This is a genomic window from Polaromonas sp. P1_E11 (genome assembly GCF_056405995.1).
Genome location: NZ_JBFUBA010000002.1, coordinates 256,162 through 275,735 on the forward strand (window position 1 = coordinate 256,162; position 19,574 = coordinate 275,735).

Sequence of the window (19,574 nt, forward strand, 5' to 3'; positions counted from 1 at the left end):
TGAGCGGCGTTTGATGCAAGTCATCGTTTTGCCGAAAACAAAAAGAATAAGGGTTTTTACGAGTGATATAGTTTACATACATTTGTGAATGTATAACGACAACCCTCTAAATTGGCTTGCAGGAGACATTGATTGGCCCGTCGGACAAAAGAAGAAGCCATGGCAACCCGGCACAAGCTGCTGGATGCCGCTGAACATCTGTTTCAGGCGCAAGGTGTCTCACGCACAAGCCTGCAGGACATTGCACGCCGCGCGGGGGCCACACGCGGTGCTGTCTACTGGCATTTCAAGGACAAGGCAGACCTGTTCAATGCCATGATGGAACGGGTCACCCTGCCCATGGAGAACGCGTTCAACCAGGAAATTGACCCACAGCAACATCCCGGCGAGGACCTTCTCAATCCGATGGACAGGATACGACGTTCCACTGCCAACGCGCTGCGACAAATTGTGACCGACGCGCAAACGCGGCGCGTCTTTGAAGTAGCGACCCAGAAGGTCGAGTATGTGGAGGAACTCCAGGCGGTTCGTCTGCGTCACCTGGCAGTGCGCGGTGGTTTTTTATCCGGCATCCAGCAAAGCATGGAGGCGGCAGCTGCACAGATGCGCCTCCAGTTGCCTGCGCCGGCTTCAGCGGCGGCGCAGGGGCTGCATGCGCTGATTGATGGCCTGATACAGAACTGGCTGCTGGATCCGGGGGCTTTTGACCTGCTGGAGGTCGGCCAGCATGCGATTGATGTTTACCTGCGGGGACTCGGCTTTCCTGGCTCGCCTGCAGCCTCAGGCTCGCCCAAGCCGGCTTAGTGCAAATGCCGGGGCTTGCGGCCACCGCCGCCGTGGCCCGAACCGCCCTGCGGTCCGCCCAGGCCGCGCGGCGGTTTACCGAGTTGCATGGAGTTCACCAGTGCATCAAAGCGCTGCTCGAACAGCTTGTCGACGGCCGCAACGACCTCACCGAGCTCTGATCCGTCAAAGTGGCGCTCCATCAGGCCGATCATGTCCTGGACAAGAAGATCGCGCTGCACCTGCATGATGGCTGCCGGCGTGGGGCCCACAAAATACATCGCGAAGTCATCACGGGCCTCCTCTTCGTCGGCGCCTTCATCTTCGTCAAAGTCGGAGTCGTAGAAGGTCACTTCGATGGGAGCACCCGCTTCAGCGAGGTCGTTCAGGCCCATGCACATTTCGTCGAGCGCCTGGCGAAAGTCTTCATCGCCAGGGACTGTCCAGCACATTTGCAGCAAATGTTTTTGTGCGTCAAACCGGATGCCCGGCTCTTCCTCATAAGCGCTGGCTGCACCTGCCGCCAGAGACTTGGAGCCGGTGTACTTCCACAGCGGCTTGAGGGCCTCCTGCAGCTGCTCAAAATTGACGTCCGCGCGCAATGGCACTTCGCCGTGGACGTGGATCTCAAAAGGTGTGTTGTAGCGGGACATGATGGAATTTATCTTACCCAGTTTTCAAAAGCGCGCCCGGCGCGTGGGTGAGCCGCCCAATCGTGGTGCCTGAGACCGGAATCGAACCGGTACGCCCGTTATTCACGAAGCGGCGGATTTTAAGTCCGCTGTGTCTACCTATTTCACCACTCAGGCTCAAACGCCGTATTCAAACGTCCGGCAGCGTATTGTCAAACAAAAAAGCCCCATAACTGGGGCTGGTTGCAGGGAGCTGTGATGGAGGCGCGGGCCGGAGTCGAACCGACCTACTCGGATTTGCAATCCGGTACATAACCGCTTTGTTACCGCGCCGTATTCTGTCTGCCTGATAAAGCCCAACGGCTTTACCCAATAATCCAACGAAACCCCCAATGAAAAAGGACAGCATTTTTAAAGTGCTGCCCTTTGAATTGGAGCGGGAGAAGAGTCTCGAACTCTCGACCTCAACCTTGGCAAGGTTGCGCTCTACCAACTGAGCTACTCCCGCGATTACAGCCTCAAATTATAGCGCAGTTTTTTGGGCTTTTCCAAAAGCCGCAAAAAACTTTGCGAAAGGCCTCATTAATGCTTCACCGTCCCCGCTGCTTCCGCAGGCGGAACCACGGCGGCCGGCGCAACAACCGCAGCCTCCTCGTCGGTCAGTGGAACAGGCTGGCGCTCGAGCGCGACCTGCAACACCTGGTCTATCCATTTCACCGGCACGATCTCCAGGCCGCTCTTGACGTTGTCTGGAATCTCCTGCAGGTCCTTGGCATTTTCCTCGGGGATCAGCACGGTCTTGATGCCACCCCTCAAGGCGGCGAGCAGCTTTTCCTTCAGCCCACCGATGGCCGTGACCTCGCCGCGCAAAGTAATCTCGCCCGTCATGGCCACATCACCGCGCACAGGGATACCCGTCATCGCAGAAACAAAAGCGGTGGTCATCGCGGCGCCCGCGCTGGGACCGTCCTTGGGCGTTGCACCGTCCGGTACGTGGATATGGATGTCACGCTTTTCGAACATCTCGTCCTTGATGCCGAGAACCTTGGAGCGGCTACGCACCACCGTGCGTGCGGCCTCGACCGATTCCTTCATGACATCGCCCAGCGATCCCGTACGCGTAATCACGCCCTTGCCGGGCATCATGGCAGCCTCGATCGTCAGCAAGTCGCCACCGACTTCCGTCCATGCCAGCCCCACCACCTGGCCGACCTGGTTTTGCTGTTCGGCACGGCCATAGTTAAACTTGCGCACGCCCAGAAAATCGTTGAGATTATCGGGCGTCACGACGACCTTGGGCGTCATCTTTTTGAGCTGGATACCCTTGACCACCTTGCGGCAGATCTTGGAGAGTTCACGCTCAAGCGAGCGCACGCCGGCTTCACGTGTGTAGTAACGCACGATGTCACGCACAGCCTGTTCCTGCACTTCAAGCTCTTCTTCCTTCACGCCATTGTTCTTGACCTGCTTGGGCAGCAGGTAGCGCATCGCGATGCTGGTCTTTTCGTCTTCGGTGTAACCGGACAGGCGAATAACCTCCATGCGGTCCAGCAAGGCCGGCGGAATGTTCATCGAGTTCGAGGTTGCCACAAACATCACATCGCTCAGGTCGAAATCGACCTCGACATAGTGGTCACCGAAGGTGTGATTCTGCTCAGGGTCGAGCACCTCCAGCAGCGCGCTGGACGGGTCACCACGGAAGTCGGTGCCCAGCTTGTCGATCTCATCCAGCAGGAACAGCGGATTGCGCGTGCCGGCCTTGGTCAGGCTCTGCAGGACCTTGCCCGGCAAGGCCCCAATATAGGTACGACGATGGCCACGGATTTCGGCTTCATCGCGCATGCCGCCCAAAGCCATGCGCACATACTTGCGGCCCGTGGCCTTGGCGATCGACTGGCCCAGGGAGGTTTTTCCAACCCCTGGAGGCCCAACCAGGCACAGGATGGGAGCCTTGAGCTTGTCCACACGCTGCTGCACCGCAAGATACTCAACAATGCGGTCTTTGACTTTTTCAAGACCATAGTGGTCTTCGTTGAGAACGTTCTCGGCGTTGCCCAGGTCGTGTTTGATCTTGGTCTTTTTGCTCCACGGCAGGCCGGTCAGCACATCGATATAGGTGCGCACCACGGTCGCCTCGGCGGACATGGGTGACATGAGCTTGAGCTTCTTGAGCTCGCTCTCGGCCTTTTTTCGGGCTTCCTGCGGCATCTTGGCGGTCTTGATCTTTTTCTCGATCTCTTCGATGTCCGCCCCCTCTTCGCCTTCGCCTAGTTCCTTCTGGATGGCTTTGACCTGCTCGTTGAGGTAAAAATCGCGCTGGTTCTTTTCCATCTGGCGCTTGACGCGCCCACGGATTTTTTTGTCGACATTAAGGATGTCGACTTCGCGTTCGAGTTGCTCATACAGGTTCTCAAGACGGGCCTTGACATTGTCAAGATCCAGGATTACCTGCTTCGCGTCCAGCTTGAGCGGAAGGTGCGCGGCGATCGTGTCGGCCAGGCGCCCCGCGTCGTCGATGCTGGAGATTGAGGTGAGGATCTCAGGTGGGATTTTCTTGTTCAGTTTGACGTAGTGGTCAAACTGCTGCATCACGGCACGACGCAATGCTTCGATCTCACTGGTCTTGTCACCGGCGATCACAACCACGGACTCTACAGGTGTGACATTGGCCGTGAAATGCTGCTCGCCTTCTTCGATCTTGTTCACGCTGGCGCGCTGCTGCCCTTCCACCAAAACCTTGACAGTACCGTCAGGCAATTTGAGCAGTTGCAGGATCGTGGCAACGCAGCCCACCTGGAACATATCTTCCACCGAAGGCTCATCCTTGGCCGCGGCCTTCTGCGCCACCAGCATGATGCGGCGCTCGGCCTCCATCGCCGACTCCAGCGCCTTGATGCTCTTGGGGCGGCCCACGAACAGCGGGATCACCATGTGCGGAAAGACCACCACATCCCGCAAAGGCAGGAGAGGAAGGTCAATGGGGGTGGAAGGCAATGAAGTTTGTCCGGACATATAAACCTTAAACGTTAGCCGTGACGGCCAGTTGCATGGCCCGGCGAAACACAATCAACCCAGACATGGGGCGCAGGAGGCGCTTTTCAAGCATTCCGGCCAGCCTTTTGGGGTGTTCAGGCTTTTTTGGCCGCCTCACGGTACACAAGCAAGGGAGCTTTGTTTTCTTCGATTGTGGACTCGTCCACCACCACTTTATCCACATTGCTGGCATTCGGCAGGTCGAACATGGTGTCGATCAGCGATTGCTCCAGGATGGAACGCAAGCCGCGCGCACCGGTTTTACGGGCCAGCGCCCTGCGGGCAATGGCTTTGAGTGCGGAGGGCCGGATTTCCAGATCAACCCCTTCCATGGCCAGCAACTTGCTGAATTGCTTGACCACGGCATTTTTGGGTTCTGTCAGGATCTGCACGAGTGCGTCTTCCGTGAGTTCGGCCAGCGTCGCCACGACCGGCATCCGGCCGACCAGTTCAGGAATCAGACCGAACTTGATCAGGTCCTCAGGCTCGACATCCTTGAAGGCTTCGGTCAGGCTGCGGGCCTTCTTGCTTTTGACGGCCGCGCCAAAACCGATCCCGGAAGCTTCGGTGCGGTTCTCGATGACCTTTTCCAGACCCGAGAATGCACCACCGCAGATAAACAGGATATTCGTGGTGTCCACCTGCAGAAAGTCCTGGTTAGGGTGCTTGCGGCCGCCCTGTGGCGGCACTGACGCCATCGTTCCTTCAATCAACTTGAGCAGCGCCTGCTGCACACCCTCGCCTGACACGTCACGCGTGATGGAAGGATTGTCGGACTTGCGCGAAATCTTGTCGATTTCGTCGATGTAGACGATTCCCTGCTGGGCACGTTCAACTTCGTAGTTGCAGCTCTGCAGCAGCTTCTGGATGATGTTTTCGACATCCTCGCCGACATAACCTGCTTCGGTCAGCGTAGTAGCGTCGGCCATCACAAAGGGAACGTTCAGCGTACGCGCCAGTGTTTGGGCCAGCAAGGTCTTGCCGGAACCGGTGGGGCCGATCAGCAAAATATTGCTTTTGGTCAGCTCCACATCGTCTTTTTTTGCCTTTTCCTTGTGGCGCAGGCGCTTGTAGTGGTTGTACACCGCCACTGCCAGCGTGCGCTTGGCCGGTTCCTGGCCAATCACATAGCCGTCCAGTGTTCCCTTGATCTCTGAGGGCGTGGGCAGGTCGGTGCGCGTCTCACGAACGTCGTCACCCGCGGGGAGTTCGTCGCGAATGATCTCGTTGCAAAGATCGATGCACTCGTCACAGATAAAAACCGAAGGGCCAGCGATCAGTTTTTTGACTTCGTGCTGACTTTTACCGCAGAAGGAGCAGTGCAAAGTCTTTTCGCTGGAGGAGCCTTTTTTCTCGGCCATTGGGGGGATGCCTTTAAGGAGCCTGGAGGGGAACTGTTACCTAATGATAACCAATAAAAAAACGGCGTTTCTGTTACAGAAAACGCCGTTGTTGCAGTGCAACTGAAGAGCTTTCGACGCTCAGGGCCGCTTGGAAATGACCTGGTCGACCAGCCCGTACTCTTTGGCATCTTCCGCAAACATGAAATAGTCACGTTCGGTGTCGCGCTCGATCTTTTCGATAGGCTGGCCGGTATTGGCCGCCAGGATGCGATTGAGCTGGTCCCGCGTCTTGAGAATGTCGCGGGCGTGGATTTCAATGTCCGACGCCTGGCCTTGCGCGCCACCGGATGGCTGGTGAATCATGACGCGCGAGTTGGGCAGCGAAAAGCGCTTGCCTTTGGTGCCGGCCGACAGCAGGAAAGCACCCATGCTCGCCGCCATGCCCACGCAGAGCGTGGAGACATCCGGTTTGATGAACTGCATGGTGTCGTAAATCGCCATGCCGGCCGTCACGGAACCACCGGGGGAGTTGATGTAGAAGGAAATGTCCTTGTCCGGGTTTTCGCTTTCCAGGAAGAGGAGCTGGGCCACCACCAGGTTGGCCGTCTGGTCATTGACCGGGCCCACCAGGAAAATCACGCGTTCCTTGAGCAGGCGCGAGTAAATGTCGTAGGAGCGCTCGCCGCGGCCGGACTGCTCGATGACCATGGGCACCATGCCCAGGCCTTGCGCATCCTGGGCGCCTGCTTGCGGGCCGGTATAGCTGCCGCCGTAAATACTGTTTCGGACCATCATGTTTTCTCCAGAGATGTTTGTACTGTACCCAAAAACTCCCCCAGGGAGTTTCGGCGATGGCTGACAACAGATTCGCGAGCTGTTGTGCCGTAGCTCAAAGAAATTGGGGCCTGTGCCGCAAAGCACAAGCCCCAATGTCAGCAATAGCGCTGAAGAATCAGTTCTGGCCCATCAGCTCGTCGAAGGAGATGGTTTTCTCGCTGACTTTGGCCTTGCCCAGCACGAAGTCGGTGACGTTGTTTTCAATCACGACAGCCTCGACTTCGGCCATGCGGCGGTTGTCGCTCAGGTACCAGCGCACCACGTCTTGCGGCTTCTCGTAACTGGCGGCCAGCTCTTCGATGTGGGCCTTGAGCTGCTCGGGCTTGGCCTGCAGGTCATTGCTGCGCACCAACTCGGCCACCACCAGGCCCAGGCGAACGCGCTTTTCGGCTTGCGGGCGGAAGATTTCTTCGGGAATCGGCGCCTTCTCGGCGTCCTTGATGCCGCGCTGCTTCAAGTCGGCGCGGGCGCCTTCGATCATTCGGTCCAGCTCGGCCTGGACGCTGGACTTGGGCAGGTCGAGCTCGGCGTTGGCGACCAACGCGTCCATCACTGCGTTCTTGTTACGGGCCAGCAGGCGGAACTTGACTTCGCGCTCGAGGTTTTTCTTGATGTCGGTGCGCAGGCCCTCGACCGTGGAGTCAGCGATGCCCAGGGACTTGGCCAGTGCTTCATTGACTTCAGGCAGGTGAGCTGCTTCGATCTTTTTGACCGTCACGAGGAAGTCGGCCTGTTTTCCGGCCACATCTTTACCGTGGTAGTCGGCGGGGAAGTTCAGGGGGAAGGTCTTGCTTTCGCCGCTTTTCATGCCGCGCACGGCGTCTTCGAATTCCTTGAGCATCTGCCCGTCGCCGATCAGGAACTGGTAGTCCTCGGCCTTGCCGCCGGCGAAAGGCTCACCGTCGATCTTGCCTTCGAAGTCGATGGTGGCGCGGTCGCCGTCTTGCGCCGGCGCATCTGCTGCGCGCTGGGCGAAGGTACGGCGCTGCTTGCGCAGGATGTCCAGGGTCTTGTCGATGGCGGCGTCGCTGACTTCAGCGCTGACCTTTTCGACTTCGGCACCGGACAGATCGGCGATCTTGACTTCAGGGTAGACCTCAAACACCGCGTCAAACACCAGCTCGCCCTCAGGCGCGCCTTCTTTTTCGCTGATGCGGGGCTGGCCGGCGACGCGCAGCTTGGCTTCATTGGCGGCCACGGCGAAGGCTTCACCGACCTTGTCGTTCATGACTTCGTAGTGCACCGAATAGCCGTAGCGCTGGGCCACCACGTTCATGGGGACTTTGCCCGGACGGAAGCCGTCCATCTTGACCGTACGGGCCAGCTTCTTCAGGCGGGTATCAACTTCCGACTGAATGGTGTTGACGGGCAGCGAGAGCGTCATTTTGCGCTCGAGCTTTTCAAGGGTTTCAACAGTCACGGCCATGATGGTTCCTAAGATCAAAAATAGTCAAAACAGGTTTTCACCTGGCATGTTGCGGGATCTCCGCAACGGCTGAGCGCACGGGGCAACAGATGCCCACAGGTCTCAGGGTGGTGCGCGGGGGGGGACTCGAACCCCCACACCATTGCTGGCGTCAGGACCTAAACCTGGTGCGTCTACCAATTTCGCCACCCGCGCGCCGGAAATAAAAACGGGAATCCGAAAAACCTCCGAATCCCCGCTTGAAATCGGTCAACTCTCTATTTTAGCCGTTATCGGGCCCGGTTTTTCGTCCGGAACCGGTGGCCAGAGAGAATCAGGCCGGTAGTGGCTTTTCGCCCGTATGTGGCTTAACTTCCAGCTTGTCTTCCCGTTTGACACGGAACCACGCTGCATACATGGCAGGCAGGGCCAGCAAGGTCAGCACCGTCGCCACCACCAGGCCGCCCATAATGGCGACCGCCATAGGCCCCCAGAACACGCTGCGCGACAGCGGGATCATGGCCAGCACCGCGGCGGCGGCGGTCAACACGATGGGCCGAAGCCTGCGCACGGCAGATTCGACGATCGCGTCCCAGGCCGGTACGCCTCGCGCGCGGTCCTGTTCGATCTGGTCAATCAGGATCACGGAATTGCGCTGGATCATGCCCATCAGCGCAATCACGCCCAGCAGGGCAACGAAACCAAACGGCCGTCCCAGCAGCAGCAACGCCGCAGCCACACCGGCAATGCCCAACGGACCCGTCACGAAGACCAGCATGGTCCGGCTGAAGCTTTGCAGTTGAAGCATCAACAGGGTCAGTATCAGGAAGCCCGCGATGGGCAAGCCGGCAATAATCGACGACGAACCCTTGCTGCTTTCCTCCACCGCGCCGGCCACCTGGATGCGGTAGCCCGCCATGCCTTTGTCCAGCCATTTGGCTTCCAGCGCCTTGAGCTTGGGCATCAACTCCTGCGTCACCGTGGCGCCCTGCAAGCCTTCGACGATGTCGCTTTGCACCGTGATGGCGTAATCGCGGTTCTCGCGCCACATCACACCCGGCTCCCAGGTGAACACCGGTTTTGCAATCTGCGTCAGTGGAATCGACTTGCCTGAAGCCGTGGGCAGGTAGGCGTTGCCGATGTCGGTGATTGCGTTGCGCTCGTCCAGCGGCTGGCGCAGCACGATGTCGATCAGCTTGTCACCCTCACGGAACTGGCCGACTGAGGTACCCGCCAGGATGGTGCGTGAAGCCTGTGCAATCGACTGGCTGGTCACGCCCAGCGCACGCGCCTTGGCCTGGTCCACCTCCAGCCGCAACACTTTCACCGACTCGTTCCAGTTGTCGTTCACACCGCGGGTGTTGCCGCTCTCGCGCATCACCGCCTTGACTTCGTCGGCGCGGTCACGCAGCACCAGCGGGTCAATGCCAACCACACGGAACTGCACCGGGTAAGGCACGGGCGGCCCGTTGGGCAGCAGCTTGACCCGGCCGCGTACTTCGGGGAATTCGGTGGCTAGCAGGGCCGGCAGCTTGATGCGCAGCGATTCGCGCACCTTCAGGTCCTTGGGCAGCACAATCATCTGCGAGACGTTGGTTTGCGGAAAGACCTGGTCCAGCGGCAAATAAAAACGCGGCACGCCCGAGCCCAGCCAGGTGCTGACCGAGCTGACGCCCTCTTCCTTCATCAGGCGCTGCTCCACCCGCCTGGCGGTGGCCTCATTGGCCGCAAAGGAGGTGCCTTCGGGGAACCAGATATCGACCATGATCTCGGGCCGGCTCGAATCAGGGAAAAACTGCTGCTGCACCTTGCCCATGCCGACGATGCCCAGCGCAAAAATCAGTACCGTCGAGCCGATGGTGATCCAGCGGTGCTCCACGCACCAGTTCACCGTTTTGCGAAAGGTGTTGTAGAACGCGCTGTCGAACATCTCGTGCGGGCTGTCCTGGCCGGCGGCCACTTCCTGCACATGCGGCGGCACCTTGAGCAGCAACGTGCCCAGGTAAGGCACGAAATACACCGAGACAATCCAGCTGAGCACCAGCGCGATCACGGTCACCGCAAAAATCGCGAAGGTGTACTCACCGGTAGTGGACTTGGCCAGGCCGATGGGTAAAAAACCCGCGGCGGTAATCAAGGTACCCGTCAGCATGGGCATGGCGGTGATCTCATAGGCGAAGGTGGCGGCGCGCACTTTGTCGTAGCCCTCCTCCATCTTGCGCACCATCATCTCGACGGCAATGATGGCGTCGTCCACCAGCAGGCCCAGCGCGATGATGAGGGAGCCCAGCGAAATCTTGTGCAGCCCGATACCGTAGTACCACATGGCCAGAAAGGTCAGGCTCAGCACCAGGGGAATGGTGATGCCCACCACCAGGCCGGGCCGCATGTCGATGTAATAGCGCTTCCACAACGGCAACTGGCCGGGGCCGTTATGCGGACGCTTGTGGAAACCGAGGCTGATGAAGCTCACCGCCAGCACAATCACCACGGCTTCAATCAGCACGCGGACAAACTCGTTCACCGAGGTAGCTACCGCCTTGGGCTGGTTCTGCACATTTACCAGCTTGATGCCGGCCGGCAAGGTTTTCTCGATACGGTCCGAGAGGGTCGTGAGCGACTTGCCCAGTGCGATGATGTCGCCGCCCTTGGCCATCGAAACGCCAAGCGCAATCACCTCTTTGCCCTGGTAATGCACCTTGACGGATGGCGGATCCACATAACCGCGCTTGATCTCGGCGATGTCGCCCAGCTGCAGCTGGTTGCCGGAGCTGCCACGGATCGGCATGATGCGCAATTGTTCAATCGCCTCGAACTGGCCCGCCACCCGCACCTGCACCACATCCAGCGGCGTCTGCACCGCACCGGCAGATTCCACCGCGTTTTGCTGGCCCAGTTGCGCCAGCACCTGGTTCAGGTCCAGCCCCAGTTGTGCCAGGCGTTTTTGCGAAATCTCAATGTAGACTTTTTCGTCCTGTACGCCAAACAGCTCCACCTTGCTCACGTCGGGTACACGCAGCAGCTGCTGGCGCACATCGTCGGCAAAGGTCTTGAGTTCGGCGTAATTAAAACCGTCGGCTTCCAGCGCGTAGATCACGCCATACACATCGCCGAATTCGTCGTTGAAGAACGGGCCCTGGATGCCGCCCGGCAGTGTGCCGCGCATGTCGCCGATTTTCTTGCGCACCGAATACCAGACGTTGGCAACATCACCGGGTTTGGACGAGTCCTTGATCTGGAAAATGATCTGCGACTCGCCGGGCTTGGAGTAGCTGCGAATCCTGTCGGCATAAGGCGCTTCCTGCAGCGTGCGCTCCAGCTTGTCGGTCACCTGCTCGGCCACCTGCTGCGCCGTGGCGCCCGGCCAGTAGGTGCGCACGACCATGGCGCGGAAGGTAAAAGGCGGGTCTTCGTCCTGCCCGAGCTGGAAGTAGGCGGCAAAGCCCAAGATCATCAGCACCAGCAGGAGGTAACGCGTGAGCGCCGGATGGTCCAGCGCCCATTTGGAAAGGTTAAAACGGGTCGAGGGCGAAGCCAGTTCGCCGGCAGCACCGCTGCTGTCTGGGTGGGGTTGCGTCATGCCGTTCTCACTTCGCGGCAGAAGCAGCGGAAGCGGCAGCCGGCGCCGCCACGGGTGTTGCTACAGAATTGATAGCCGTTTGCGCCGGACTGGCACCGGCTACAGCCACACTTGGCTGGTAAATACTGACTTTCTGGCCCGGCGAGAGCACATGCACGCCGGCGCTCACCACCAGCATCCCGGGCTGCAACCCGGAAGCCACCACCACATCATTGCCGTCTGCCGTGGCAACCTGAATGAGTTGCGGCTTGACGGTCATGGTGGCCTTGTCAACCACCCATACCGCCGTGGCCTTGCCCTCCTGGCGCAGCGCTGTTGTCGGCAGCTTGATGACCGGCGCACCCACCACGCTGCCGGCCTGCGGCACCACATACACCGTGGCGCCCAGCGGCGGCGGCTCTTTCGCGTCAACGGAAACCTTGACGGTGTAGGTCCGCGTGACGGGGTCGTTGCTGGCCGCCACTTCGCGTACTTTTCCGGTCAATTCGGCGGTCTGGGACCACACGCGAATACTGACCGGCGAGCCAACCTTGATCGCCGCCACCTTGTCCTCGGGCACAGAGAACACCACATCACGCACACCATCCGCTGCAATCCGCACCACCGGTGCGCCGGCCGTCACGACCTGGCCAGGCTCGGCCTCGATGGCGGTGACAACCCCTGACACATCCGCAACCAGCGCCGCGTAGTTGGCCTGGTTGCCCTGCACGGCCAGCTGGGATTGGGCCTGCTCCAGTTGCGCCTGGGCCGCCTTCAGCGTGGTTTCGCGGCGCTCAAGCTCGGCACCACTGATGAAGTTCTGCTCTTTCAGCTCCCTGTAGCGCTTGAAATCGGCGGCAGCAAGATCGCGGTTGGTGGCGGCGGCGGCGACCTGCGCTCGGGCCGCATCGGCCGCGAGCTTGTAATCCTGGGGATCGAGGTTGGCAAGCACTTGCCCGGCCTTGACGCGCTGGCCCAGTTCAGCCTGCCGCTTGATGATCTTGCCCGCAACCCGGAAGCCGAGCCTTGACTCCACCTGGGCGCGAACCTCGCCGGCATACTCATGGCTGGAGGAAAAGGCGTTGGTCCCGACAGTGATCACCTTGACGGCGCGGACCGGCTCTTCTGGCGGGGCGGGTTTGGAACAGGCTGCCAGCAGGACGGCGGCGCCCACCAGGGAGAAAACGGTTTTGTTCATGATCTGATCGGGATGAAACCCGCTTGGAGAGCAGGGTAAAAAATGAGCCTGGAAAAGGGTCGGGAAGCTGCTACTGACTGACCGGTTAGTAATCTAGGGTAATTACCCAGGCTTGTCAAGCGACAATCGCCCGCATGACCCCAGGCTCACCATCGCCGGCCACCCTGACGCCTTCTCTCCAAGGCGTGGCCCATTATGAAAACTTCCCGGTAGCGTCGCTGCTGTGCCCACCGCGCCTGCGCCCGCCCATCGCAGCAATTTACTGGTTCGCGCGTACGGCGGACGACATCGCCGATGAGGGCGATGCCTCGCCTGCGGCACGCCTGGCTGACCTGGCGGCCTACCGCGCGGACCTGGTGGCCGCCTCTGCAGGCCTTGCACCTTCACCTCGCTGGGCCCCGGTGTTTGCGCAGCTGACGCCCATGATGGCGGAGTTCGAGTTGCCGGTAAACCTGCTGGCTGATTTACTTAGCGCCTTTGAGCAGGACGTCGTCAAACAGCGTTATGCCGATGAAGCCGAGCTGCTCCACTATTGCAACCGCTCGGCCAACCCGGTGGGCAGGCTGCTGCTGCACCTGTACGGCATCCATGACGCCTCCTCGCTGCACATGAGCGACTGCATCTGCACGGCCCTGCAGCTCATCAATTTCTGGCAAGACCTCTGCGTGGACATTCCGCGCGGGCGCATTTACCTGCCGGCCGATGCCTGGGCCCGCCATGGCGTTGACGAAGCGCAACTGCTGGCACTGGATGCCAACCCATCCACTATCAATTTGATAGCTGCTTGCGCACGCTCTGCAAGGGCCACCATGCTGAAAGGTTTGCCACTCACGGAAAGAATACCAGGCCGCGGCGGCTGGGAGTTGCGCCTGGTGGTGCAAGGCGGCCTGCGCATCCTCGAGAAAATCGAGGCCCAGGGATTCAATACCCTGCACCGGCGCCCCAAGCTCGGCCCCCGGGATGTGCTGGTGATGGGCTGGCGTGCGCTGTTCATGTAGGAAAACAACCGGATCTCACCAGGACGGACAGATCTATCAACAAACCCACAGAAAGCCACATGGCAACGCCACCGGCAAAACTGCCGCCTTCGGGCCTCTATCGCGCGCTGGTGTGGGGCCTCTTCCTCTTTTGCATCAGCTTCGCGCTGATAGGCGGCGTCATGGCAGAGCAGGCGCTTGCCGCCCTCAATTGCCAATTCCATGCAGACCCGCGAGCCGGAACGAGTTCCTTCTTCCAGAACGCGTTGGCGTCAAGGCTCGCACCTTTTCTGTCTGCGCAGACTCCGCTGGATTACCCTTTCATCCTGTTGCGCAACTTCTGGTGGCTCATCCTGGCCTGGCTGGTCGCCATCGGCTGGAGCCGCCATGCATACCAAAACCCCAAGGCCATTACTGCCCCGCGTATGCCTGCCGCCACGGCAGTGCCAATGCAACGAAGGTTGCACCAGTTCCTGCAAGCCAGCTTCTGGATCCTGCTGCTGGGACTGATCGCGTTTTGCATCGCCTTCGGCACGCCCTTCCTGAGCACGTATGTCTCGCGCGAAATATTGCAGGCTCTCGGGTGCAACCCCGGCACCTTTGACCCTCTGGTATCAGCCTGCATGTCCAGACCTGGTTTCTGGACACCCCGGCTGCAGCCATTCCTGCTGCCCTTGCTGGGTCAACTAGGCTCCCCGCTCTGGCTCTTCTGGCAATTCGGTGATGTATTGATCATCTGGGTCGTCCTGATTGCCGTGGTGTTTGCGCTGAAGCTTTACTTCGCCGAACGCACTGCCCCCAAAGCATCCTGATACCCATCGGCCAACAAGTCCCATGTGACAATTACCGTATGACGCCTGAGCAATATGTCCAGCAAAAAGCCGCCGCATCCGGCAGCAGTTTCTATTACGCCTTCCTGTTCTTGCCCAAGGAACGGCGCGCCGCCATCACCGCGTTCTACGCCTTTTGCCGCGAGATCGACGACGTCGTCGACGAAATTACCGATCCCGGCGTAGCGCGTACCAAGCTCGCCTGGTGGCAAGGCGAGGTGCTCAACGCCTATGCCGGCAACCCGACGCATCCGGTGATGAAGGCGCTGATGCCGCACGCCCCCACCTACCGCATTGAGGCGCGCCACCTGCAGGCTGTCATCGACGGCTGCCAGATGGACCTGGAACAGAACCGTTACCTGGATTTTCCCGGCCTGCGGCAGTATTGCCACCTGGTCGCGGGCATCGTGGGCGAAGTGGCAGCGCGCATCTTTGGCCAGACCGACGAAGCCACCACCGCCTACGCGCACAAGCTCGGCCTGGCATTCCAGCTCACCAACATCATCCGCGACATCGGCGAAGACGCGATGCGCGGCCGCATCTACCTGCCCGTCAACGAGCTGCAGCAATTTGACGTGAAGGCGCACGAAGTCCTCAAGCGCCAGTACTCCGACCGCTTCAGCGCGCTGATGAAATTCCAGACCGACCGCGCGCTGGCGCTCTATGACGAGGCACTGGCCATGCTGCCCGAAGCCGACCGCCGCGCCCAGAAGCCCGGCCTCATGATGGCCAGCATCTACCGCACCCTGTTGCGCGAAATCGCCGCCGACGGCTACCAGGTACTTCACCAGCGCGTCAGCCTCACACCGCTGCGCAAATTTTGGCTGGCGTGGAAGACCCAGGCCTTCGGCAAAATCCAATGAGCCCCCACGCTCCCCACTTCGTGTGGTTCGCGAGGCCTTGCAGGCCGCGGCTCGCGAGACGCTTCGCCTCTGTCGCCCGTCCAAGCCTGCGCAGGCAGGCTTGGAGCCGCGGTCTCCAGCCCCGCGGGGGCGCTGCGCCTGCGGCCCGGCAAAGCCGGTTCCGCGGCCCCTGCTGGCATGTCCCTGTGGCGATTGCGCAGCACGTGTGCGGATCATGAGGGTTGCCGTGATCGGCGCCGGCTGGGCCGGCTGCGCTGCGGCTGTCGAGGCCACGCGGCTGGGTTACCAGGTCACGCTGTTTGAGGCCACCCGCATCGCCGGCGGACGTGCGCGCCGCGTTGGCGGCACGGTGGCTGGTGAGCCGGTGGTGCTCGACAACGGCCAGCACATCCTGATCGGCGCCTATGCCGAAACGCTGCGCCTGATGAAGGACCTGGGTGTCGACGCAGAAACTTCCTTGCTGCGGCTGCCGCTGACGCTGCGGTTTCCGGACGGCAGCGGCCTGAAGCTTCCGCAACTGCCGGCCCCACTTGATGCGCTGGCAGGCATCCTCCTGGCACGCGGCTGGTCCTGGGCCGACAAGCGCTCGATGCTCAAGGTCGCCGTTGGCTGGCAGCTCGCGAAATTCAAGTGCGATCCCGGCGTGTCGGTGGCCGACCTGTGCCGCGGCCTGTCACCCGGTGCCATGGCCTCATTGATCGAGCCTCTCTGCGTCTCGGCGCTGAACACGCCTGCAGAGCGGGCCAGCGGCCAGGTTTTCCTGCGCGTTATGCACGACTCGCTGTTTTCGGAAAGCGGCGGTTCCAATCTTTTGCTGCCGCGCACTGACCTCAGCACCCTGCTGCCCGACGCTGCGTTGCGCTGGCTGGCGGCTCAGGGCAGCACCGTGCGGCTCGGGGCCCGCGTGCAATCCATCGCGCCTCTTGGTTCGAGCTGGGCGGTCAGCACCGACATCAGCGCGGCCTTCGACTGCGTGGTGCTGGCCTGCCCACCCCATGAAGCGGCACGGCTTGTGGAAAGCAGCGGCCTGCAACCCGGCGACTGGCTGGCGCAGGTGAAAGGCCTTCAACACGAAGCGCTGACCACGGTCTACGCCTGGGCAGCAGGCGTGCGCCTTCAGCAGCCCATGCTGGCCTTACCCGCCAATGAGACGGCTCCTGCGCAATTTGTGTTCGACCGCGGGCAACTGGGCGGGCCCACCGGCCTGCTGGCTTTTGTGATCAGCGCCAGCACGGGCGATGGCGCGACGCTGGCTGCACAGGTACTGGCGCAGGCGGCACAGCAACTGGGCCTGGACACCTTGCAGGTGGTGCAAACCATCGTGGAAAAGCGCGCGACTTTTGCCTGCACGCCGGGCCTGATGCGCCCGGCAATCGACGCAGCACCACGTCTTTATGCCTGTGGCGACTACATCGCCGGGCCTTATCCGGCCACGCTGGAAGGCGCCGTGCGCTCGGGGCTGGAAGCGGCGCAGCGCCTGCATTGATCTGCCCCGGCACATCCGCGGTTCGCGGTCATCGCGGCCACGTCACGCGTATTGCTATCAATTAAATAGCTGCCTGCGCTCATTCACAGTGGGTTTCAGGCACTTTTCGCCATCAATCTCACCGCACGGTAGGCTGGCCGCGCAAGACAGCGCTTGAGCCACTCGTCCACTGCCGGGCATTGCGCCATCAGGCCCGCAGCGCCCTGAATCCACGCCAGCACGGAAGCCACGCAGATATCGGCCGCCGTAAAGCGTTCACCCGCCAGGTAGCTGCGCGACTGCAAATGCTGTTCGAGCACCCGCAGCGGGCCCAGCAGATGCCGTTCGGCATCCTCGGCCAACTGGGGCTTGCGACGCTCGGCCGGCATCATGATGCGGTGCATCAGGAACGCCAGGGCGTCCTTTTCACATTCCGTCACCACCCAGAAGCTCCAGCGCAGGATGTCTGCCTGCTCCGCGGAACTCTGCGCGGCAAGGCCGGATGCATCAGCGCTTTTGAATCGCTCGGCCAGGTAAAGCACACAGGCCATCGACTCCCAGACCAGCACCCCATCGTCATCCACTACCGGGATGCGGCCGTTCGGGTTGATGGCGAGAAACTCCGGTGTGCGCGTGGCGCCGCCCACATACGGCAGCGCAATGTGTTCATAGGCCAGGCCCATTTCCTGTACCGTCCACAGGGGACGCGCTGCGCGCGAAGCGGCTGTGCCGTAGATTTTGAGTGTCATCGCAAGCGCCCTCTTGAAAGTCAACCGTTCACTGCGGGAACAAATCGCACAGCTCGGTCAGCGTGGTCACCGTTTCGTGCGGCACCGCGGGGTGCGCCCACATCTGGTCGGAGCGATTCACCCACACCGTCTGCATGCCGCAATTAAGCGCGCCCAGCACGTCCAGCGTGGCGTCGTCACCTACATGCAATACTTCCTGGGGCTGCACCTCCACGGCCCCAGCTGCCGCATGAAAAATGCGCGGGTCGGGCTTGCCCACACCGAACTGCTGGGCGCTGATGGCCGCCCTGAAATACCGGCCTATACCGATACGTTCGACGTCCGCGTTGCCGTTGGAAACCGCCACCAGCGGGTAACGCCCGGACAGGAATTCCAGCGCCAGCACCGCGTCTTCAAACAAGGTGACCCGGTTGCGCTCTTCAAAGAAGACGTTGAACGCAGCTTCCGCCAGCAACGGGTCTTCGCCGGAGCGGTACAGCGCCACCCGTATCGCCTCCCGGCGTATCGCGCTCAGGTTGTATTTGAGCTCCGGGCGCGAGCGTGTGACGTGCTCCCGGATCTCATGGCGCGCCGCCGGATTGGAAAACAGCGCCGCGGTCATCGGTGCATGCTGGCTGAGCCAGTCGTCCAGTGCTTTCTCGGCCCTTTCAATGGCAGGCCAGATGGGCCACAGGGTGTCATCGAGGTCAAGTGTGATGGCTTTTATGGTGGACAGGTCAAGCATAGGCAGCGTCAATGGGATAGGCGAGAATAACCCATGTCTTTTCGCTCGCGCCTCCTCACACCCTTCAACCCCGAGCCCCCCTTCACGCACGGTGCAGCGCCGGCCACGCCCACGGCCTGCGGCACGGCCGTCCTGCTCTGCAACCTGGGTACGCCCGATGAGGCGACGGCACCGGCATTGCGCCGCTACCTCGCGGAGTTTTTAAGCGACCCACGCGTGGTTGAAATCCCCAGAGCGCTCTGGTGGCTGATCCTGCACGGCGTCATCCTGCGCGTGCGGCCCAAAAAGTCCGCAGCGAAATACGCCAGCATCTGGATGAAGGAAGGCTCGCCGCTGCGGGTGTGGACGCAAAAACAGGCCGTCATGCTGCGCGGTTACCTGGCAGTGCGCGGACTGCCCGTCGAGGTGCGTTACGCCATGCGTTACGGCCATCCATCCATCGCCTCGCAGCTTGATCAGCTCAAGGCCGACGGCGTCGCCCGCGTTCTCATCCTGCCAGCCTATCCGCAATACAGCGGCACCACCACGGCCAGCGTTTTTGATGCGGTCTACGCCTGGGCGGCGCGCATACGCCGCATCCCCGAGTTCCGCTTTGTCAACCACTACCACGATCATCCCGGCTATATCAGCGCGCTGGCGGCCCGCGTGCGCGAACACTGGCGCACTGCCGGGCGCGGCGAGCAGCTGGTCATGAGCTTTCACGGGGTGCCCGAACGCACGTTGAAGCTGGGCGACCCGTATCACTGTGAATGCCATAAAACCGCACGGCTGCTGGCCACCCAACTGAGCCTGCAGCCTACGCAGTACAAGGTGACCTTCCAGTCGCGCTTTGGCAAGGCCAAATGGCTTGAGCCGTATACCGAGCCCACACTGGTGGCCCTGGCAAAGGCAGGTGTCGGGCGGGTCGATGTGATTTGCCCCGGCTTTACCGGCGACTGCCTCGAAACGCTGGAAGAAATCAACATGGAAGCCCGCGAAGCTTTCCTGCATGCGGGCGGCAAGGAGTTCAGCTATATCCCTTGCCTGAACGACAGCCATGAATGGATTGCGGGGCTTGCCGAGCTGGCGCAGTTGCATCTTTCAGGCTGGCCGGTAGCCGGTGCAGAAGCTGCGGAATTGGCCAGCACACGCCAGCGCGCACGGGCCCTGGGCGCCAACCAATAAGCCATATCCCTT

At 61.0% G+C, this 19,574-nt stretch carries 15 protein-coding genes and 4 tRNA genes; 6 read left to right on the forward strand and 13 right to left on the reverse strand.

Annotation, left to right across the window (positions count from 1 at the left end):
• The first annotated feature begins 132 nt into the window (after positions 1-132).
• Entirely contained in the window at positions 133-804 is a 672-nt protein-coding gene (locus AC1D11_RS08665; protein WP_477649567.1) for a TetR family transcriptional regulator, read from the forward strand.
• Here AC1D11_RS08665 and AC1D11_RS08670 read toward each other — a convergent pair.
• From AC1D11_RS08670 to AC1D11_RS08720, 11 genes are all read right to left on the reverse strand, one after another.
• Positions 801-1,436, reverse strand: a complete 636-nt coding sequence (locus AC1D11_RS08670; protein WP_457280301.1) for a DUF6806 family protein — start codon at positions 1,434-1,436, stop codon at positions 801-803. The two genes, AC1D11_RS08665 and AC1D11_RS08670, sit on opposite strands and share 4 nt — an antisense overlap.
• A 63-nt stretch (positions 1,437-1,499) precedes the next feature.
• Positions 1,500-1,592 (reverse strand) — tRNA-Leu (locus AC1D11_RS08675).
• Between the two features lie 82 nt (positions 1,593-1,674).
• Positions 1,675-1,748: transfer RNA gene (locus AC1D11_RS08680), tRNA-Cys, on the reverse strand.
• A gap of 99 nt (positions 1,749-1,847) precedes the next feature.
• Positions 1,848-1,923, reverse strand: a tRNA-Gly gene (locus tag AC1D11_RS08685).
• A 74-nt stretch (positions 1,924-1,997) separates the two neighbouring features.
• Positions 1,998-4,427, reverse strand: coding sequence for an endopeptidase La (gene lon / locus AC1D11_RS08690; protein WP_477647653.1), 2,430 nt, complete (start codon positions 4,425-4,427; stop codon positions 1,998-2,000).
• A 116-nt stretch (positions 4,428-4,543) separates the two neighbouring features.
• Positions 4,544-5,809, reverse strand: a complete 1,266-nt coding sequence (gene clpX, locus AC1D11_RS08695; protein ID WP_457280299.1) for an ATP-dependent Clp protease ATP-binding subunit ClpX — start codon at positions 5,807-5,809, stop codon at positions 4,544-4,546.
• Between the two features lie 120 nt (positions 5,810-5,929).
• Entirely contained in the window at positions 5,930-6,586 is a 657-nt protein-coding gene (clpP, locus tag AC1D11_RS08700) for an ATP-dependent Clp endopeptidase proteolytic subunit ClpP (protein ID WP_457280298.1), read from the reverse strand.
• A gap of 157 nt (positions 6,587-6,743) precedes the next feature.
• Entirely contained in the window at positions 6,744-8,054 is a 1,311-nt protein-coding gene (tig, locus tag AC1D11_RS08705) for a trigger factor (RefSeq protein ID WP_477647654.1), read from the reverse strand.
• Between the two features lie 108 nt (positions 8,055-8,162).
• A tRNA-Leu gene (locus AC1D11_RS08710) sits at positions 8,163-8,249 on the reverse strand.
• Positions 8,250-8,367: 118 nt separating this feature from the next.
• Positions 8,368-11,613, reverse strand: a complete 3,246-nt coding sequence (locus AC1D11_RS08715) for an efflux RND transporter permease subunit (protein WP_477647655.1) — start codon at positions 11,611-11,613, stop codon at positions 8,368-8,370.
• A 7-nt stretch (positions 11,614-11,620) separates the two neighbouring features.
• Positions 11,621-12,790, reverse strand: a complete 1,170-nt coding sequence (locus AC1D11_RS08720; protein WP_477647656.1) for an efflux RND transporter periplasmic adaptor subunit — start codon at positions 12,788-12,790, stop codon at positions 11,621-11,623.
• A gap of 134 nt (positions 12,791-12,924) precedes the next feature.
• Here AC1D11_RS08720 and hpnC point away from each other — a divergent pair, with 134 nt between their 5' ends.
• The 4 genes from hpnC (at position 12,925) to hpnE (ending at position 16,946) form a co-directional block, all read left to right on the forward strand.
• Entirely contained in the window at positions 12,925-13,788 is an 864-nt protein-coding gene (gene hpnC, locus AC1D11_RS08725) for a squalene synthase HpnC (RefSeq protein ID WP_477647657.1), read from the forward strand.
• A 59-nt stretch (positions 13,789-13,847) separates the two neighbouring features.
• Positions 13,848-14,579 carry a hypothetical protein gene (locus AC1D11_RS08730; RefSeq protein ID WP_477647658.1) on the forward strand — a complete coding sequence of 244 codons (732 nt, stop codon included), beginning with the start codon at positions 13,848-13,850 and terminating at the stop codon, positions 14,577-14,579.
• A gap of 38 nt (positions 14,580-14,617) precedes the next feature.
• Positions 14,618-15,460: a presqualene diphosphate synthase HpnD gene (gene hpnD / locus AC1D11_RS08735; RefSeq protein WP_477647659.1), complete on the forward strand. Its 843-nt coding sequence runs from the start codon at positions 14,618-14,620 to the stop codon at positions 15,458-15,460.
• 214 nt (positions 15,461-15,674) lie between these two features.
• On the forward strand, positions 15,675-16,946 hold the full coding sequence (hpnE, locus tag AC1D11_RS08740) for a hydroxysqualene dehydroxylase HpnE (RefSeq protein ID WP_477647660.1): 1,272 nt from the start codon (positions 15,675-15,677) through the stop codon (positions 16,944-16,946).
• A gap of 95 nt (positions 16,947-17,041) precedes the next feature.
• Here hpnE and AC1D11_RS08745 read toward each other — a convergent pair whose 3' ends face one another.
• On the reverse strand, positions 17,042-17,674 hold the full coding sequence (locus AC1D11_RS08745) for a glutathione S-transferase family protein (protein WP_477647661.1): 633 nt from the start codon (positions 17,672-17,674) through the stop codon (positions 17,042-17,044).
• 28 nt (positions 17,675-17,702) lie between these two features.
• Positions 17,703-18,398 (reverse strand): HAD family hydrolase, encoded by a 696-nt coding sequence (locus tag AC1D11_RS08750; protein ID WP_477647662.1) that lies wholly within the window; start codon positions 18,396-18,398, stop codon positions 17,703-17,705.
• Positions 18,399-18,431: 33 nt separating this feature from the next.
• Here AC1D11_RS08750 and hemH point away from each other — a divergent pair, with 33 nt between their 5' ends.
• Entirely contained in the window at positions 18,432-19,562 is a 1,131-nt protein-coding gene (gene hemH / locus AC1D11_RS08755; RefSeq protein WP_477647663.1) for a ferrochelatase, read from the forward strand.
• The last annotated feature ends 12 nt before the right edge of the window (positions 19,563-19,574 follow it).

What these genes read in the sequence shown, in the direction of transcription:
- AC1D11_RS08670 (WP_457280301.1), bottom strand. Translation starts at nt 1,436, where the DNA reads ATGTCCCGCTACAACACACCTTTTGAGATCCACGTCCACGGCGAAGTG.
- lon (WP_477647653.1), bottom strand. Translation starts at nt 4,427, where the DNA reads ATGTCCGGACAAACTTCATTGCCTTCCACCCCCATTGACCTTCCTCTC.
- clpX (WP_457280299.1), bottom strand. Translation starts at nt 5,809, where the DNA reads ATGGCCGAGAAAAAAGGCTCCTCCAGCGAAAAGACTTTGCACTGCTCC.
- clpP (WP_457280298.1), bottom strand. Translation starts at nt 6,586, where the DNA reads ATGATGGTCCGAAACAGTATTTACGGCGGCAGCTATACCGGCCCGCAA.
- tig (WP_477647654.1), bottom strand. Translation starts at nt 8,054, where the DNA reads ATGGCCGTGACTGTTGAAACCCTTGAAAAGCTCGAGCGCAAAATGACG.
- AC1D11_RS08715 (WP_477647655.1), bottom strand. Translation starts at nt 11,613, where the DNA reads ATGACGCAACCCCACCCAGACAGCAGCGGTGCTGCCGGCGAACTGGCT.
- AC1D11_RS08720 (WP_477647656.1), bottom strand. Translation starts at nt 12,790, where the DNA reads ATGAACAAAACCGTTTTCTCCCTGGTGGGCGCCGCCGTCCTGCTGGCA.
- hpnC (WP_477647657.1), top strand. Translation starts at nt 12,925, where the DNA reads ATGACCCCAGGCTCACCATCGCCGGCCACCCTGACGCCTTCTCTCCAA.
- AC1D11_RS08730 (WP_477647658.1), top strand. Translation starts at nt 13,848, where the DNA reads ATGGCAACGCCACCGGCAAAACTGCCGCCTTCGGGCCTCTATCGCGCG.
- hpnD (WP_477647659.1), top strand. Translation starts at nt 14,618, where the DNA reads ATGACGCCTGAGCAATATGTCCAGCAAAAAGCCGCCGCATCCGGCAGC.
- hpnE (WP_477647660.1), top strand. Translation starts at nt 15,675, where the DNA reads ATGAGGGTTGCCGTGATCGGCGCCGGCTGGGCCGGCTGCGCTGCGGCT.
- AC1D11_RS08745 (WP_477647661.1), bottom strand. Translation starts at nt 17,674, where the DNA reads ATGACACTCAAAATCTACGGCACAGCCGCTTCGCGCGCAGCGCGTCCC.
- AC1D11_RS08750 (WP_477647662.1), bottom strand. Translation starts at nt 18,398, where the DNA reads ATGCTTGACCTGTCCACCATAAAAGCCATCACACTTGACCTCGATGAC.
- hemH (WP_477647663.1), top strand. Translation starts at nt 18,432, where the DNA reads ATGTCTTTTCGCTCGCGCCTCCTCACACCCTTCAACCCCGAGCCCCCC.